Annotated in this window: 15 protein-coding genes; 6 read left to right on the top strand and 9 right to left on the bottom strand. The window is 69.9% G+C overall.

Translation table 11 applies throughout. From position 1 onward, the window contains the following. Window positions 1-40: 40 nt before the first annotated feature. Complete coding sequence (locus tag ACFYM0_RS03655) at window positions 41-277, bottom strand: hypothetical protein (RefSeq protein WP_388496129.1); 237 nt, start codon at window positions 275-277, stop codon at window positions 41-43. Between the two features lie 284 nt (window positions 278-561). Next, window positions 562-2613: an NAD-dependent DNA ligase LigA gene (ligA, locus tag ACFYM0_RS03650; RefSeq protein ID WP_388496127.1), complete on the bottom strand. Its 2052-nt coding sequence runs from the start codon at window positions 2611-2613 to the stop codon at window positions 562-564. Window positions 2614-2761: 148 nt separating this feature from the next. On the opposite strand from ligA, the gene ACFYM0_RS03645 reads away from it, so the two are divergent. After that, window positions 2762-3394 carry a DUF2461 family protein gene (locus ACFYM0_RS03645; protein ID WP_388496126.1) on the top strand — a complete coding sequence of 211 codons (633 nt, stop codon included), beginning with the start codon at window positions 2762-2764 and terminating at the stop codon, window positions 3392-3394. Between the two features lie 462 nt (window positions 3395-3856). Next, window positions 3857-4117 (top strand): hypothetical protein, encoded by a 261-nt coding sequence (locus ACFYM0_RS03640; RefSeq protein ID WP_388496124.1) that lies wholly within the window; start codon window positions 3857-3859, stop codon window positions 4115-4117. 64 nt (window positions 4118-4181) lie between these two features. On the opposite strand, the gene ACFYM0_RS03635 is transcribed toward ACFYM0_RS03640, so the two are convergent. Next, entirely contained in the window at window positions 4182-4868 is a 687-nt protein-coding gene (locus ACFYM0_RS03635) for a hypothetical protein (RefSeq protein ID WP_388496123.1), read from the bottom strand. A gap of 224 nt (window positions 4869-5092) precedes the next feature. Here ACFYM0_RS03635 and ACFYM0_RS03630 point away from each other — a divergent pair, with 224 nt between their 5' ends. Then, on the top strand, window positions 5093-5536 hold the full coding sequence (locus tag ACFYM0_RS03630) for a hypothetical protein (protein ID WP_388496121.1): 444 nt from the start codon (window positions 5093-5095) through the stop codon (window positions 5534-5536). A gap of 209 nt (window positions 5537-5745) precedes the next feature. On the opposite strand, the gene ACFYM0_RS03625 is transcribed toward ACFYM0_RS03630, so the two are convergent. From ACFYM0_RS03625 to ACFYM0_RS03615, 3 genes are all read right to left on the bottom strand, one after another. Continuing rightward, window positions 5746-6858 (bottom strand): hypothetical protein, encoded by a 1113-nt coding sequence (locus ACFYM0_RS03625; protein ID WP_388496119.1) that lies wholly within the window; start codon window positions 6856-6858, stop codon window positions 5746-5748. A 40-nt stretch (window positions 6859-6898) separates the two neighbouring features. Then, a complete protein-coding gene (locus ACFYM0_RS03620) occupies window positions 6899-7945 on the bottom strand; it encodes a hypothetical protein (protein WP_388496117.1) in 1047 nt (348 codons plus the stop codon). A 265-nt stretch (window positions 7946-8210) separates the two neighbouring features. Continuing rightward, window positions 8211-8498, bottom strand: a complete 288-nt coding sequence (locus tag ACFYM0_RS03615; RefSeq protein WP_388496115.1) for a hypothetical protein — start codon at window positions 8496-8498, stop codon at window positions 8211-8213. A gap of 185 nt (window positions 8499-8683) precedes the next feature. On the opposite strand from ACFYM0_RS03615, the gene ACFYM0_RS03610 reads away from it, so the two are divergent. Beyond that, complete coding sequence (locus ACFYM0_RS03610; protein WP_388496113.1) at window positions 8684-9250, top strand: MepB family protein; 567 nt, start codon at window positions 8684-8686, stop codon at window positions 9248-9250. Between the two features lie 282 nt (window positions 9251-9532). On the opposite strand, the gene ACFYM0_RS03605 is transcribed toward ACFYM0_RS03610, so the two are convergent. From ACFYM0_RS03605 to ACFYM0_RS03595, 3 genes are all read right to left on the bottom strand, one after another. After that, window positions 9533-9994, bottom strand: a complete 462-nt coding sequence (locus ACFYM0_RS03605) for a hypothetical protein (protein WP_388496111.1) — start codon at window positions 9992-9994, stop codon at window positions 9533-9535. 1 nt (window position 9995) lies between these two features. Further along, the gene (locus ACFYM0_RS03600) at window positions 9996-10460 is read right to left on the bottom strand and encodes a DUF6228 family protein (protein WP_388496109.1); all 465 of its coding nucleotides are present in this window, start codon (window positions 10458-10460) and stop codon (window positions 9996-9998) included. Between the two features lie 580 nt (window positions 10461-11040). Next, the gene (locus ACFYM0_RS03595; protein ID WP_388496107.1) at window positions 11041-11961 is read right to left on the bottom strand and encodes a hypothetical protein; all 921 of its coding nucleotides are present in this window, start codon (window positions 11959-11961) and stop codon (window positions 11041-11043) included. A gap of 283 nt (window positions 11962-12244) precedes the next feature. On the opposite strand from ACFYM0_RS03595, the gene ACFYM0_RS03590 reads away from it, so the two are divergent. Both ACFYM0_RS03590 and ACFYM0_RS03585 read left to right on the top strand, forming a co-directional pair. Continuing rightward, entirely contained in the window at window positions 12245-13405 is a 1161-nt protein-coding gene (locus ACFYM0_RS03590; protein WP_388496105.1) for a sensor histidine kinase, read from the top strand. Beyond that, window positions 13402-14109 (top strand): response regulator, encoded by a 708-nt coding sequence (locus ACFYM0_RS03585; RefSeq protein ID WP_388496103.1) that lies wholly within the window; start codon window positions 13402-13404, stop codon window positions 14107-14109. Before ACFYM0_RS03590 ends, ACFYM0_RS03585 begins: the two co-directional genes overlap by 4 nt. Window positions 14110-14147: the final 38 nt, after the last annotated feature.

The following is a 14147-nucleotide window of genomic DNA, read 5'->3' as shown; positions in this document are numbered from 1 at the left end:
CGCTGCTCCGGGGCAGGGCCTGATGGGTCACCCCAGCGGTTCACCTTGTGCGCCTCGCCTTTTCCCGGTTCGTCATGGCACCAAGATACGGAGGCTGCCGTGCGCCCTTCCCAACGTTTGGCAGTCCTGGCTTCTCGTCGCAGAGGAAAGTGCGCGCCTCGGCCAGCAGTTCCGGATCACCGTCCGGGCCGGGTGCCGCCGCGCTCCGCCCGCGGCGGCCGAATACCTCCTCGGCGAAGATGCCGAGCAGGGTCAGCGAGAAGTACGCGTACGCCAAGGCCTCGTCGATGAGCTCCCGCGAACAGGGCCCACATCTGCCAGTACGCCCCCCCGCAGCGTATTGCCGGTACCCCGAACGGCCACCACCCGGCCTCGGCCTGACGCAGCGGCTCCGCCTCGAACGTCCGGTGCGCGTCCTCGCAGGGACGCGGCGCACGGTCCATGTTCGAGGGCCGGCGCATGGCCCGCCGCACCGCATCCGCCGTTACCTCGGGTCGCCGGTTGAGTCGACGCCCGACCCTCGGATCCGCCCGTGGCGGCCGGGCTTGCGGGCGGCGATGGCTAGGTGGTGGGGAGGAGGTCGGCGACGAGGGCGGCGAACTCCTCGGGGTCGAGGATGCGGATGCCGAGTTCTTCCGCCTTGGTGCGCTTGGAGCCGGCCTTCTCGCCCGCTACCAGGAGCGTGGTGCGCTTGGACACGGACGAAGACGCCTTTCCGCCGGCCCGCTCGATCAGTTCGTTCATCTCGTTCCGGGACAGCACCGCCAGGGGGCCGGTCATGGAGCCGGTCACCACGACGGCCTGGCCCGCCAGCGGGCCGCCCGCCGAGTCCTCGCCGCCGTCCGTGCCTTCGTTCGCGCCGGTTGCGGGCTGCTGCGGCTCGGTGACCTGCGTGCCGACCTGCTGAGCCTGGAGCTTGTCGAGGAGCGGGGCGAGTTCGACGAGTTCGGCCGCGATGACGCGGGCCTTCTCGGTGCCGATGCCGTCGACCCCGGCCAGCACGTCCGCGTCGGCAGCCCGGATCGCGGCCATCGACCCGAAGTGCGCGGCGATCCGGCGGGACATCGTACGCCCGGTGCCGCGGACACCGAGGGCACAGAACACGCGGCTCAATGCGGCCCCGCGGGCGGTCTCGATCGCGGCCAGGAGGTTGGCGGCGCTGGTCTCGCCCATCCGCTCCAGACCGAGGAGCTGCTCGCGGGTCAGCGTGAACAGATCGGCGACGTCCTTGACCAGACCGGCCTCCACCAGCTGGATCGCGCGCGTGCCGCCGAGACCCTCGATGTCGAGCTGGTCGCGGCCGGCCGCGTAGATCACCGAGGCCACGGCCTGACAGCTGCGGCCGCGCACGCACCGCCACCGCTGCTCGGAGGTGTCGATCGCGTCGCCACAGCGGGGGCACACCTCGGGGAAGACGATCGGGCTCTCTGCGCCGGTGCGCTGGTCGGCCAGCGGTGCCTCGACCCGGGGGATCACGTCGCCGGCGCGGTAGACGAACACCTGGTCACCGATCATGAGGCCGCGACGGGTGATGTCGGACGGATTGTGAAGCGTGGCGTAGGTGACCGTCACCCCGTCGATGACCACGGGCTCCAGGACGGCGCGCGGGGCGATGATCCCGGTCCGGCCGACGTTCCACTCCACCGCCAGCAGGCGCGTCACCTTGTGTTCGGCCGCCAGTTTCCGGGCCACCGCCCACCTCGGGGCGCGCGAGCCGTTGCCCGCTTGACGCTGGTCCTCGGCCGTGTCGGCCTTGACGACGACGCCGTCGATCCCGAACGGCAGGTCTGCGCGCAGGCCGGCGATCACGTCGATGCGTTCCTGGACCTGCTCCACGGTTTCGCATCGCATCGGGGCGGCGGCCGTGCCGGCGGCCGTGTTCGCGCCGAGCGCGGCCAGGTTCTCCAGCAGGGCGAGGTGGCCGAGGTCGTCCAGGCCGACCGCGCTGTAGGCGAAGAAGGTCAACTCGATCCGGTAGGGGCGGTCTTTGGCCCGCAGGGTGCCGGCCGCTCCGCTGCGCGGGTGCGCGAAGGGCGTGGCCTCGTGGGCGAGCCGGATCCGGTTGGCCTCCTCGAACTGCGCGGTCGTCAGCAGCACCTCGCCGCGCAGCTCGACGTCGATCGGCCGGGTGAGGAGCGGCGGCAGACCGAGGACGGCTTCGGCGGCGTGGGTGATGTCCTCGCCGGCCAGGCCGTCGCCGCGGGTGAGGACCTGAACGAGCTTGCCACCCCGGTACCGGGCGGCGATCGCGAGGCCGTCGAGCTTCGGCTCCACACACCATCCGGCCACAGGGTGCCCGAGACGCCGTTCCAGACCTGCGGCCCATTCGGTGAGCTCGTCGGCGTCGAAGACGTTGTCGAGGGAGAGCATCGGCACCGAGTGCGGCACGTCACCCTGCACCGCCCCGCCCGCCACCTTCCCGGTCGGCGACTGGGCGAGCACCTCGTCCGGGTGGGCCTCCTCGTAGGCCGCGATGGCGCGCAGCAGCCCGTCGTACTCGTCGTCACCGAGCGGGGTGGTCCCGTCTCCGTAGTACGCGGCCGAAGCCGTCACGGCGGCGGCCACGGCCTCCGTGTAGGCGGAAGGGGAAAGCAGGGCGTTGTTTTCGGTCATGTAGGCGATCATCCTGCCCGGCACTGACAATGCCGCCGAAGCTCGCCTTGCCACGGCAGACAGCCGACAGCCGGCAGCAGACAGCACGCAACCACCCCGCTCTGCGGCACAGCGGGGAAGGAGCAGGTCGGTGAGCTAATCTGCCCGCATGAGCGGACAGTTCACCGGATGGCCTGAGCAGGCCATGGACGTGTTGTGCCAGCTCCAGGGCGAACCGACCCACGCGACCCGCGAGCGCTGTCGCGCTGACCGCGAACAACTGGTCCGGCAGCCGATGATCGACCTGCTCAACGAGGTCGCGGACGCCGACTCCCGATACGAGGACTTCTCCGTCTGGCACTACCGCACCGACTCCTGGTGGTGGCAGAACCAGAGCGCGGTGATCCGGCTCGACCGCAAGATCGAGATCGGTCTCCGGTTCGCCCTGGACGGCCTGCGGATCCAAGGGGCCTGGTGGTACCCCGATCCCGGCCAGGTGGACAGGTTCCGCAAGGCCGTGGCCTCCGAAGGGAGCGGCCGAGAACTGTCCGCCATCGTGGAGGACGTGCGGAAGAAGGGTTACGACGTCTCCGGGGACGTGATGAAACGTCCTCCGCGCGGCTACCCGACGGACCACTCCCGTACGGACCTGCTGCGCCACCGTTCCCTGATCGCCGCCCGCCCCCTCGGCTGCGAGGAGTGGCTGCACACCTCCGAGGCGGTCGACCGGGTCCTCTCGGCCGCCGCCGACCTGGACCCCATGCTGATGTGGCTGGTCCGCCACCTGAAGCACACCTCCTGACATCACGAAGGCGCCGCGCCGGACGGGAGGAAGGTCATCCAAGGAGCAGCGGGGCGGCTACGCCGCGGCGATGCGAGGCGAGACGGCATGGGGAAAGGGTCCCTGGCGATCGGCAGGGCCCTTGGTGCTGTCGGTGGCCGGTCAGGGGCCCGAAGGTCAGGTGGTGGGGAGCGCGGCCGGGAAGCCGGCGGGGACGCGCACGATGTCGGCGTCCTGGTAGCCGCCCGCGTTCCACTCCGCGCCGGTGAGGCCGTGCTTGCGGCCACCGCTTCCCGCTCTCCGAAGTCGCCTCCGTGCGAACGGCGTTGGAGTCGCGCGGGGGCTATGGGCAAGGTCGGTGGGTCCCGTAGCGTCGGCGGTGCACAGGCCGATCAGCGTGACTGCGGGGGCAGACCATGAGGCGGACCGGGCACGCGATCGCAGCAGCACCAGCTGGACCGTCTTCCAACGCTGGGAGGAAGCATGAAGGCAGAGATGATCGCCGTGCTCGTGGCCGTCGTGGGTGTGGCCGGCACGCTCCTGGCCCCGATCACGACCGCCTGGGTCAGCGCGCGGACCCGGCTGCAGGAGTTCACCCTGCAGCAGCGGGCCGCCGAGATCACGCGCCAGGACGAGGAACGCAGGACGGAGATCGAGCGCCGGCGGACCACCTACATCGCCCTGAACTCCAGCACGCGGCTTTGGCGCATACGACTCCTCTTCCTGCTCGCTCCGGCTTGCTGACGCGTAACGCCGGAACCCCTATGACAGCCTCCTCATGACAGCCTCCTCATGACGGCCTCCTCATTCAGCACTGCCAAAGGAAAACCGCGTGAGTGCAGGGCTCGCAGGCGAAGGCGTACGCGCTGCCGCCGCCGCCGAAGTTCATCGACGTGCTGTGAGCGGGGCCTTCCTCAAGCTGAACGATCAAGGGCAGCCGGCGATCGCATGAGGGGCATGACGGAGTCTCGTCCCCCTGGAGCCACGCGGGCACTCCGCCGAGCTGCCCGAGTACGTCGGCCTTCGGCCGGCCCGACGTCTCGGCCCAAGCGTCGCGGGCTCGGCCGTAGTCCGCTTCCTTCCCCGGTTCCAGGGTGATCGAGCGGACCGTGCTGAGGGTCACCACGCCCTCGTCGACGTCCTCGCCGAGCGGGGGCGGTGGCAGCGGTCGAAGCCCCGCGGGCGGAAAGAGGAGTGCCCGGTTCCCACCGGAGCCCGGATCCCAGTCGTCACACATGCCGGGGTCGTTCTGGCAGGCGAACAGGGCGAGGATCCCGCGACCGGCGCCCATCTCCTGCGTCTCCTCCGCCTCCGTCCCCTCCCGAGCGATGCCGCCGACGCCGTCCAGGACCACCTGGGCCAGGAACTGCATCGGACCGGCACATGAAGAACAACAAGGCCACTCGGTCCCGGGAGGGGCCAGCGGTATGCCACCGGTCCGGGTGACCGGGGCATCCGGTGAGACCGGGCCTGCGTCGATCATCAGTGTCGTCATGAGACAGGACCCTAGGCGACCCCTACGACATCCCCACCTTCAGACGCCCGATGCCAATCGCCGCCGTCCAGACCAGGTCGGGTCACTGCCGGTAGCGGACCGGGGCCGGTCGTGATGAGGCGTGTGCGCGTGCGCGGGTCGTTGGGGTAGCGCGGAAAACGGCTCGACTGCGGTGCGCTCCACGCGCGAGGATCCGGGGCCACGCTCAGACCGCCGGAGGCCCCGTGGGATCGAGAGACGCCGACATCGACTTCACCTTCACGTGTCCGACCACCGTGCGCGCGGTCTTGGACGCCGTCACCGGGATGGGCTGGTCGGCGGAGGTCCCGGTCGGAAGCGTCACCTACATGATCAACGACGTGGATGACATGTACGAGTGGTACGGCAGTTCCCCCGGCGACATCGGCGAGGTGCTGGCACGGCTGGACGCGCCCGGGAACCTGCCGTACACCGTGGCCGTGAACCTCTACCACCCGGAGGCGGGGACCGGCGGGATGCTCATGTTCATGCCCGGCCGCACGGAAGCCTCGTTCTCGCCCACCATCGACCGCCGGCGCATCCCGGCGGCGCCGGAGTCCACCGACCTCGCCTGGTACCTGCACGCCCTCGTCCCCGCCCTCGTCACGGCAGGACTCGAAGGATACGAGGCCAAAGAGATACGGCACTGAGGAGCCGACGCAAACGCATCAGGCCGGCTGCGGCACAGGCGGCTCTCCCTCAGCCAAGGGACCGCCTCGCGGTGCCCAGCTCAACGATCGCCCGATGGCCCCTCACCGTCGTCCGTCCACGCCCACCTGCTCGGCGACGGACCCAGGGGCGGGCCGGAGTTGCCGTGGCAGGGGAAGGTCCGCCCCACGGGAGGTGGCTCGGAGAGGTCCTAAAAGATGTCCATGCGCCTGTGCCGCGCGAGATCCTCGACGATCTCACGGAGCCACGCACCACGGACCTCCGGCAATCGGACCAGGGTGTGCAGGAACGTTTTCCTGTCGGCGCGGAAGAGGTATCCAGGGCGCGGCGGAAGCGGTTCGTCGCGCAGGACGTCCTCCGGTACGCGGCCCGCCATGGGGACAGGGAGGTGAGGCGTGGGGAAGGCCAGCCAGAGCCACACCCCGAACTCCAACGGGACCGGGTATGCCGATGTGGCCGGACCAGCGGGCGTCCAGATCTGACCCGTCTGCGGATGGACCGGCACGAGGAGGATGCCGGCACCCGGGTCGGGGGCAGGCAGCCCGGGCCCGGCAAGGACGGCGTGCCGCTCCGGCAGCCCCGCGGGAAGCAGGGCGTCGAGGGCTCGTTGGAACACTTCCTCGGTCAGGCCTTTCGGGACCGTCACGGGATGTCCCTCGGAAGCCGCCAGGAGGTGGGCGAGCGCCCGGCCGGCAGCCGCCTCCCATCGCGGGCTCCATGACCAGTAGTGGCTCGACCCGCTCCATGGTCCTGCCCACGTGGCGATCGGCTCGAGCGGGGCCGTGCCTTCCGTTTGCTCCGTGAGTTCCTTCCAGGAGAGCGGTTCGGTGGTGGCGGTGCCCTCGACTGGCAGGCGATGCACGGCGTTGGGGGCCAGCCACACCGCCTGCCAGAGCGAACAGTCGTCGATCCTTGTCGCCACGAGCAGGCCACATGCCTCACAGGCCATGTTCGGGCCGTCGGCCCCGTCGATACCGCAGCAGGCACCCCCGCGCTGCTCGGGGATCAGCCGGGTTCCGCGGACGTCTCTCGGCGCGATGACGATCGCGCCCGGCGCCCCGCCGGACAGGGCGTGGACGCGGGCGTAGACACCGCGTGCGGCCGCTTCGTCCGGATCGACCTCTTCCCACTTGCGCCACGGTGGCCCCCAGGGCTCCGGCTCGACGGCGTAGCTCCCGGACTGCATGAGCACCGGGAGCTGAGCCCCGTTTCCGTACGTCTGATGGGCGTGAGCCGGAAGATGGACCCGGGACAGCGGGGCGGTCAACTCGGCACCGCACCCCGCGCACACGAAAACGAACAACGAACCTCCACCGTGGAACAGCGGCATCGTCGCATCTCGACTACTGGGCGGCCAAGGTGTTTTCGTCTGCTGCCGAGCGAGGCGCGGTGTCCCCGCCCTCGTGAAGGGAGGCCATCTCGCCGAGCGCCGGTACGGGTACGGGTACGGGCCGCAGAGAATCACCGGACCAGCGGACGGGTCCGTCCGTGAGCCACGAGCCGTCCCCGAGAGGCACCAGGTCGTAGGCGTGGGCCGCTTCCACGGGCATCACGCCGCTGATCGCGCCCGTGCGCACGTCGATCAGGTGGTGGCGGAACCACTCCTCCCCGTCCTCGGTCTCACCGCCGAGGGTGACCACAGCCGAGTCCCGGGTCAGGTAGCCGCCGCTCCATTCCACGAAGGTGTCCTCCGGGTCGTACCCGAAGGCCTCGACAGGGAGAGCGAAGAGGACGTCGCCGCTCGGGTGGTTGTGGAATGCGACGTCCGCCTGCCCGTGGTCGACGGTCATGAACTGCTCCCCGCCCGGCGCCAGGCCGATCAGGCAGCGGTCCGACCACGGGTACGGAACGAAGTCGACCTCACCGCAGGCCCCGGCCGTGCCGCGAAGCACGACCGAGCCGTCTTGGCCCTCACCGATGTCGAGGTAGATGCTGCCGTCCACGGGGTGCACGTGGTGGCCGGCGCCGTGCCCGACCGTCTCCAGCTCCAGGCGGGCGAGGACCGTCCCGCCATCGGCGTCGTACACGACCCACTGGTCTCCGCCCCCGCGTCCTGCCATCGCGTCAGGCCGGTAGGCCCACACCGTCCGGCCGTCCAAGGACAGCGCGCAGCCGGGCCGGTGGCCATGGCGTACGTCGGAGTGCGGCTCGAAGTCCGACGCCCACACCAGGTCACCGGTGCGCGTGAGGCAGACGACCCCGTTCGGCGTCGTGTACACGACTCGCTCCAGATCGGGCCGGACCACCGACTCCACGACCTCGTCGCCGGCCCGCGGCCGGAACACAGCCGCGGGCTCCAGCCTCCCGAACCTGTCGGAGTCCATCACGTAGGCAAGGATCTGCCCGTCACGGTGACGGGTTACGACCTTGAGAGGACGAGCAGGAATCATCTGCCGAGGCTAACGCCCGGCCCGGAGTCCTGACCGGAGGGGCCATCCTGCTGCGCTGTCCACGTTCGGCCCCCGCTCATGACGAAGACATCCCACGGGACGGGGTGGTGGATCGTGCGGGCCGCCTCCCTCAAGGAGGAGCCGGCGAGCCTTCCGGCAACGGACAAACCCGGAGCCCCACTGACATCCGCTCTGCGCATGAGTGGTCACCGCCGTATCGCTCCGGACCTCCCGCGGCCCTCGGCCCTCGGGCATCGGGTGACCTTCAGGCATCGGGTGACGGCAGCGGCCGGCCCTGGCCGTGCCGGACATGCCCCACCCATGAATCGGGGGCCTGAGCGGACCAGGCGACATCGATCTCAACACCGTGAAGTGTGCGGGTGAGATCGGCCAGCTGCCTGAATATCATGGCCTGAGCGTCCTCAACGGTCGCATCGGAGCGCACGGGCACTCTGCCGCATCCGCCGAGGCCGCCCGCTTCGTCGGCGATGAACGTGTAGCGCCACACGCCCTCTCCAACGGTCAGCAGGACGATCTCCTTCGGTATGCCCACGGTAGGGCTCTTCCTCTTCGTCTTGGGTCGTCTCACCACGGGGCCATCCAACCCGACGGCGGTGCGCGGCCAGGGACCTGGCCCCCGACGACAGCGCGCTGTTCGTGGCAGACGCCACGGGATGACCGCCTCCGTCGGAACGTACGTCGTCGACCTGGTCCAAGCACCCGTGAAAGGGTGAACGAATGCCGACGACCCGCAAGCCCCCGTACCACCTCCCCACCGCCCTCACACCGTGGTCGGACACCACCCAGGCTCACAGCGATCTCCTTGCGGCGAAGGCCCTTGTCTATGACCCCTGCGGGTTCACCTGCTCACAGCCGGTCCCTGAGGGCGAGAGTGCCGAGTACGCCGCCCACGAATTCACCCTGGACGGCCTCGCCATCCGATTCCGTGCCGCCAAGACGACCCCCACGAAGGTCGGCCAGTTCGTCACCGTCTGGAAGAGGTCCCCGGCCGGCCCCATCCAGCCCTACGCCGCCACGGATCCCGTCGACCTCTTCGTCATCAGCAGTCGCGACGATCACCACTTCGGCCAGTTCGTCTTTCCCATGGACGCGCTCCGCCGACACGGCGTCGTGTCGGAGAACGGCTCCGGCGGGAAAAGGGCCTTCCGCGTCTACCCACCTTGGGTGACCACCACCAACCGCCAGGCCGACCATGCACAGGCGTGGCAACTGGACTACTTCCTGTACTTGCGCCAGGACGAGCCCATCGAGTCCGCCCGGGCCAAGGAGCTCTACCACCCCTAGGACGCACAGCCGCGGCCCCGAGGCCGGGCCCCGGCCACTCACGATCGCCAGGTCGGCGAGGGGCAAGCCGTCGGCGGGGGCTGACTTCATCGGTGCGGCGATGGACCTCGGAGCTGTCTCCGGCCGCGTTCAGGATTTCTCCGCAGGCTCCCCGGTCATTCGCCAGGACACGCTCACGTCACCCGTCCACGTCTCGCGCCATGCTGTGCACTCGCAAGGCGTGACGCTCTGTCGTGAGTCACAAGAAGTGGAACCAGAGCCGTATCTCGCCTACGCAGACGCTCAGGTGTTCTCCATGTGCCGGCTGTTGTGCCAGGCCTTTCTGAGGGCTTCGAGTTCGCTGCGGGGGAAATGCTCGCCCCACTTGCCGCGATATCCGCTCACTCCGTACTTCTGCGCGACCCCGTCGAAGCAGCGGACGACAGCACGGACCGCACTGTCAATGTTTTGCAGGCTCGACCAGATTTCGATTCCGGCGTTGTCGTGCTTGCTGCCGTCGGCAAGTTCCAGCACACGAATCCACAGGTCGGTGCCCTCGCGGTAAAGGATCCAGCGGAACGCGGTGGGTTCCGCCTCGAACTGCACGCGCACCTCCGCTTCACCGGTGACGAGGCGGGCCATCGCCGTCAGCAGGTCCTCGGGTGCCGTGGAGATGGATGAGGCGGTGACCTCGGCCTCCGCCTGATGGTCGGTGATGGTGCAGTCGGCCCATCCGCGCCCGTTGAGGGTCCAGACGAGCTGCATGTCAGCCGTGATGACCTGCCTCCTGGCCGAGGAAGTGCCGGACATCGGTTGCGAGAGCGGACATCTGCTCGCCGGCTTCCAGCCAGGTGGTGACGGATGCCTCCCAACTGCCGACGGACATTTGCCACGGACGCAGTGTCCAGGTCAGCCCGACATGGCCGCCCGAGCGGAAGACTGCTCTGACCGTGAGATCTCGGTCGATGGTCTGCCAGACCCGCTCTCCGTCCCAGCCCCGGAAGTCCTCGGTGAGCTTCTCCAGAAATGGAGCCAGGTCGCCGCCCCAGTTCCAGGTCGGCAGGCCGTCCAGGCGAGCGTTCAGACCGGCCGCGCAGACCTCGATGGCGTAGTGCGCGAGGTCTTCGTCCTCGTCGAAGAGGTCGCAGAACTTCACAGACACGGAATGGTCGTCCTGGCAGCGGACGGTCAATTCGGCTGGTTCGTCGGGGGCGGCGTATCGGGAGCTCATCCCGGTAACACTAGGTTACGGGCGTGCCTGTCGCCAACGTGATTGCAGGTCAGGCAGGCAGGCAGGCAGCAAGCGGGCCGGCCCTATTCGGCCGGGAGGCGCGGGTTCTAGCGGATAAACGAGCGCACGACCTCCGCCTCACACCCTCGCGAAGGGCGGCTAGCGTCCTGTCGTTGGCAGTTTCGAGTAGGCCGCGACATCGGGGTGAGATTCCCATCAGGCTCGCCATCGCTCTTGGATGCGATTCACATCCGAAGATGAATCTTGGGAAGGGAAAGGGTGGCGACGTCTGCACTCTCGCAAGCAACGACAGCATCTACCGGCGCTGGCACTAAAGTGCTCGCCCAACGGAGATTCCCCTCTCCTTGGGTGAGTGGGCTTCGTGCCTTCCGATCATGCCCGTATGCGCTCCGCGCGGGTCGGGGACAGCTCGCCCGGCACTGCCGGTCCGCGGGCCTTGGCCTCGTAGTGGCGCCCGGCCGAATCGACCGCGTCGCCTCCCAGACCCGCGGCGTGGTGTCCAGGACGTACAGGGTTTCCGTTGAGCTCGGCGGGGGGACACAGCTTGCCGACCGGCGGATCAAGCTTGCCGTGCACGCCGTGCACGCCGCGTGGTGAGGGCGATGCCGAGAGCGGTGAAGGCGAGGGTCAGCAGCGTCACCGCGGCGAGGGCGATCAGCGTCTGCCGGTCCGGGTGCGCCACGGACTGGCCGCGCCGCGCCTGCCAGGTGAGCACGGCGAACAACCCCGTGTACCAGCACGCGACGGCGCCGACGATCAGGGTCCTGACCCCGTCGTCGAGCCGTTGGCGCAAGAGGGTCCCGTACACGTGCATCACTGCGATGACCAGCAGCAGGACGTGGATGGCGTGCATGCTGACCATGTGGGGTACGCGGAGGTCTCCGCCGGTCAGGCTCCAGCCGGTGAGCGGCATCCCCCGCCCGTCGGGATCGCCGATCCCGTGAGCGCCGCTCAGCACGACCGGGTTTCCGGCCGCGTCCTGGACCGCACGGGGCCCACTGGAGCGGGTGCTGAGCCAGACGGCCACGGCCATGCCGGCGGCAGCGAGCGTGAGCCCCGCGCCCAGGGCGACGGTGAGTGCCCGGTCGGTGCCGGACTGGAGCAGCACCAGTGCCGCGATGATCAGGGTCGCCACGAGGAGCGGCATGACGCCGATCGAGAAGGCCGCGGCGACACTCCGGGCGACGGCGTCGGTGTTCTCGTTGAAGTGGCTGTACGTGCCGTGGGCGGCGGCGTATACGACGGCGCAGACGTCGATCATCCCGGCGACCGCGATGACGCTGCCGGTCCACCAGCCCAGCCGTCTCCCCTTGTCGAGCCTGCTCAGGAGCCAGGCGAGCGTGACGCCATAGATGCCGAAGGCCAGGCCGAACTTCATCGGTTTGAACCAGACTGAGTCACCGAGGAGTTGACGGTCGTCGATCAGCGCGGCGACGGCGCAGAGCAGCGAAATGGCATACATCAGCGCGGAGTTCAGCATGAGTGGGCGATGCCATTGCGACACTGCCGATGAGCGGTTCACGGGTCCTCCAGGAGCGGGTGCGGTTCGTGCTCGCCACGCTAGGAAGAGAGCCGTCTCGGCCGCGTCCCCTGCCGGGGGCACCCGGTGGACCCCTGTGGGGGTGGCCGTCCGGGGCGGCGTACCCCACAGGGACGATGCGCACCCCGCGGTCCCCGGCTAACGTGCGGGCAACAGGGCAAACGGGCGAACGGGGACAGCCGGCTTCCGGAGCCCGCCCCGCGGCTGGAAGGACCTGGCAGCGATGCGCCGACCCGCGAACCACCTGAGCACGTGGTGGCCGCCCCGTCCGTGGCGGCTGCCGACGGGCGGGCCACTGCTCGCCCACCCCGTCGCCGCGGACGCCGCACTCGCCGCGGTCTTCCTCGCCGTCATGCTCGTCGAGCGATTGGCGCCGGCCGCAGGGCCTGGCCCGGGCACGACGCGCGCCGTCGTGTTCGCCGCGGCGGTCGCCGGACCGCTGGCCTTCCGCAGGACCGCGCCGCTGGCCTCGTACCTGGTGGGTACCGCGGCCCTGTCCGTCGAAGCGCTGTGGGGTCTGGAGAACCCGCTCTCCCCGTACGCGAACCTGATCGGCCTGTACTCCCTCGGCCTGCACGCGAGTCGCACGCGGGCCTGGACCGGTCCGTTCGCCGCGTTCCTCGGCATGATCGCCTACTTCACCGGACAGCAGGAACGCGACGTCTGGTCCGTGGTGCCTGCCGGGGTGCTCTTCCTGTGGCTCCTCGTCTGGGCCATCGGCTTCGGCGCCGCGCGGCGCCTGGAGGAGCGCGACGCGACTCAGCTCCGGTTTCGCGAGGAGGTGATCGCGGGGGAGCGCGCCCGGATGGCGCGTGAGCTGCACGACCTCGTCGGCCACACCGTCAATGTGATGCTGATTCAGGCGGGCGCCACCCGGCGCCTGCTCGACCGTGACCCGGAGCGCGCCCGCGAGGTGCTCGGGCAACTGGAAGAGTCCGGCCGCGATGCGCTGGAGGAACTCGACCGGGTCCTGGGCCTGTTGCGCCGCACCGAGCCGACCGGATACCGGCCGAGGCTCGGCGACCTGACCCGTCTCACGGAACGGATGGCGCAGGCCGGGGTCAGCGTGGCGGCACAGGTGGATCCGGGCCGGGACGAACTCCCCAGCAGCATCGACATGTCGGCGTACCGGATCGTGCAGGAGGCGCTCACCAACACGGTCAAGCACGCCCGGGCCGGGTCCGCCGACGTGACCGTCCGCCGGGTGGGGGACCGGCTCGACATCGAGGTCAGCGACGACGGCCAGGGCGCGGGCAACGGCTACGAGCCCGGACGAGGTCTGCTCGGCATCGCCGAACGCGTGTCGGTCCTGGGCGGCAGGCTCGAGCACGGGCAGGGCGAGCAGGGCGGGTTCCGCCTGCACGTCTCGCTCCCGGTTCGATGACCTGGCAGGCCGAAGGAGCGGCCGACCACGAGCGCCGGATCAGAATCGTGGTGGCCGACGACGACGCCCTGCTCCAGGCCGGCCTCGAGCTGATCCTCGGGACCGAGGACGGCCTGGAGGTGGCCGGGCGGGCAGCGGACGGCGTCCAGGCCGTCCGCCTGTGCCACGAGCTCGTCCCCGACGTCGTCCTGATGGACGTACGGATGCCCGGTATCGACGGGGTCGAGGCAACCCGGCGGATCGTGGCCGCCGGTCTGCCGACCCGGGTGCTGGTTCTGACGACGTTCCACCACGATGAATACGTGTGGAGTGCGATCCGGGCAGGCGCGAGCGGCTTCCTCCTCAAACGCGCCTCCCCCGAACGCCTCATCGACGCCGTACGGACCGTCGCGGCCGGCCAGGCCGTGCTGGATCCGGCCGTCACCCGCGACATCCTGACCAGGCTCGCAGCCCAGCCCGCACCCAGGTGTTCAGGGGACCTGCGGGCACCGCCCGACGCCCGCCTGGAGCGACTCACCGCCCGTGAGCGCGAAGTGCTGCGGCAGGTCGCCCACGGCCTGTCCAACACCGAGATCGCAGAGCTGCTTTCCCTCGCGGAATCCACCGTCAAGACCCACGTGAAGCGGATCCTGGCCAAGCTCGACGCCCGCGACCGAGCCCAAGCGGTGGCGATTTCGTACCAGAGCGGCCTGATGCCGACCTGAGGACTCACACCGCACACTCCGCTCCGACCGCCCGAACC

The sequence above is a fragment of the Streptomyces sp. NPDC006487 genome (genome assembly GCF_042870555.1).
Classification (GTDB): Bacteria; Actinomycetota; Actinomycetes; order Streptomycetales; family Streptomycetaceae; genus Streptomyces.
Note: the sequence above shows the minus strand (reverse complement) of the source record. Positions and strands in the feature narration are given on the sequence as shown.

Coding starts and splice junctions, on each gene's coding strand:
- ligA (WP_388496127.1), bottom strand. CDS start 2,613: ATGACCGAAAACAACGCCCTGCTTTCCCCTTCCGCCTACACGGAGGCC.
- ACFYM0_RS03645 (WP_388496126.1), top strand. CDS start 2,762: ATGAGCGGACAGTTCACCGGATGGCCTGAGCAGGCCATGGACGTGTTG.
- ACFYM0_RS03640 (WP_388496124.1), top strand. CDS start 3,857: ATGAAGGCAGAGATGATCGCCGTGCTCGTGGCCGTCGTGGGTGTGGCC.
- ACFYM0_RS03635 (WP_388496123.1), bottom strand. CDS start 4,868: ATGACGACACTGATGATCGACGCAGGCCCGGTCTCACCGGATGCCCCG.
- ACFYM0_RS03620 (WP_388496117.1), bottom strand. CDS start 7,945: ATGATTCCTGCTCGTCCTCTCAAGGTCGTAACCCGTCACCGTGACGGG.
- ACFYM0_RS03610 (WP_388496113.1), top strand. CDS start 8,684: ATGCCGACGACCCGCAAGCCCCCGTACCACCTCCCCACCGCCCTCACA.
- ACFYM0_RS03605 (WP_388496111.1), bottom strand. CDS start 9,994: ATGCAGCTCGTCTGGACCCTCAACGGGCGCGGATGGGCCGACTGCACC.
- ACFYM0_RS03600 (WP_388496109.1), bottom strand. CDS start 10,460: ATGAGCTCCCGATACGCCGCCCCCGACGAACCAGCCGAATTGACCGTC.
- ACFYM0_RS03595 (WP_388496107.1), bottom strand. CDS start 11,961: ATGCTGAACTCCGCGCTGATGTATGCCATTTCGCTGCTCTGCGCCGTC.
- ACFYM0_RS03590 (WP_388496105.1), top strand. CDS start 12,245: ATGCGCCGACCCGCGAACCACCTGAGCACGTGGTGGCCGCCCCGTCCG.
- ACFYM0_RS03585 (WP_388496103.1), top strand. CDS start 13,402: ATGACCTGGCAGGCCGAAGGAGCGGCCGACCACGAGCGCCGGATCAGA.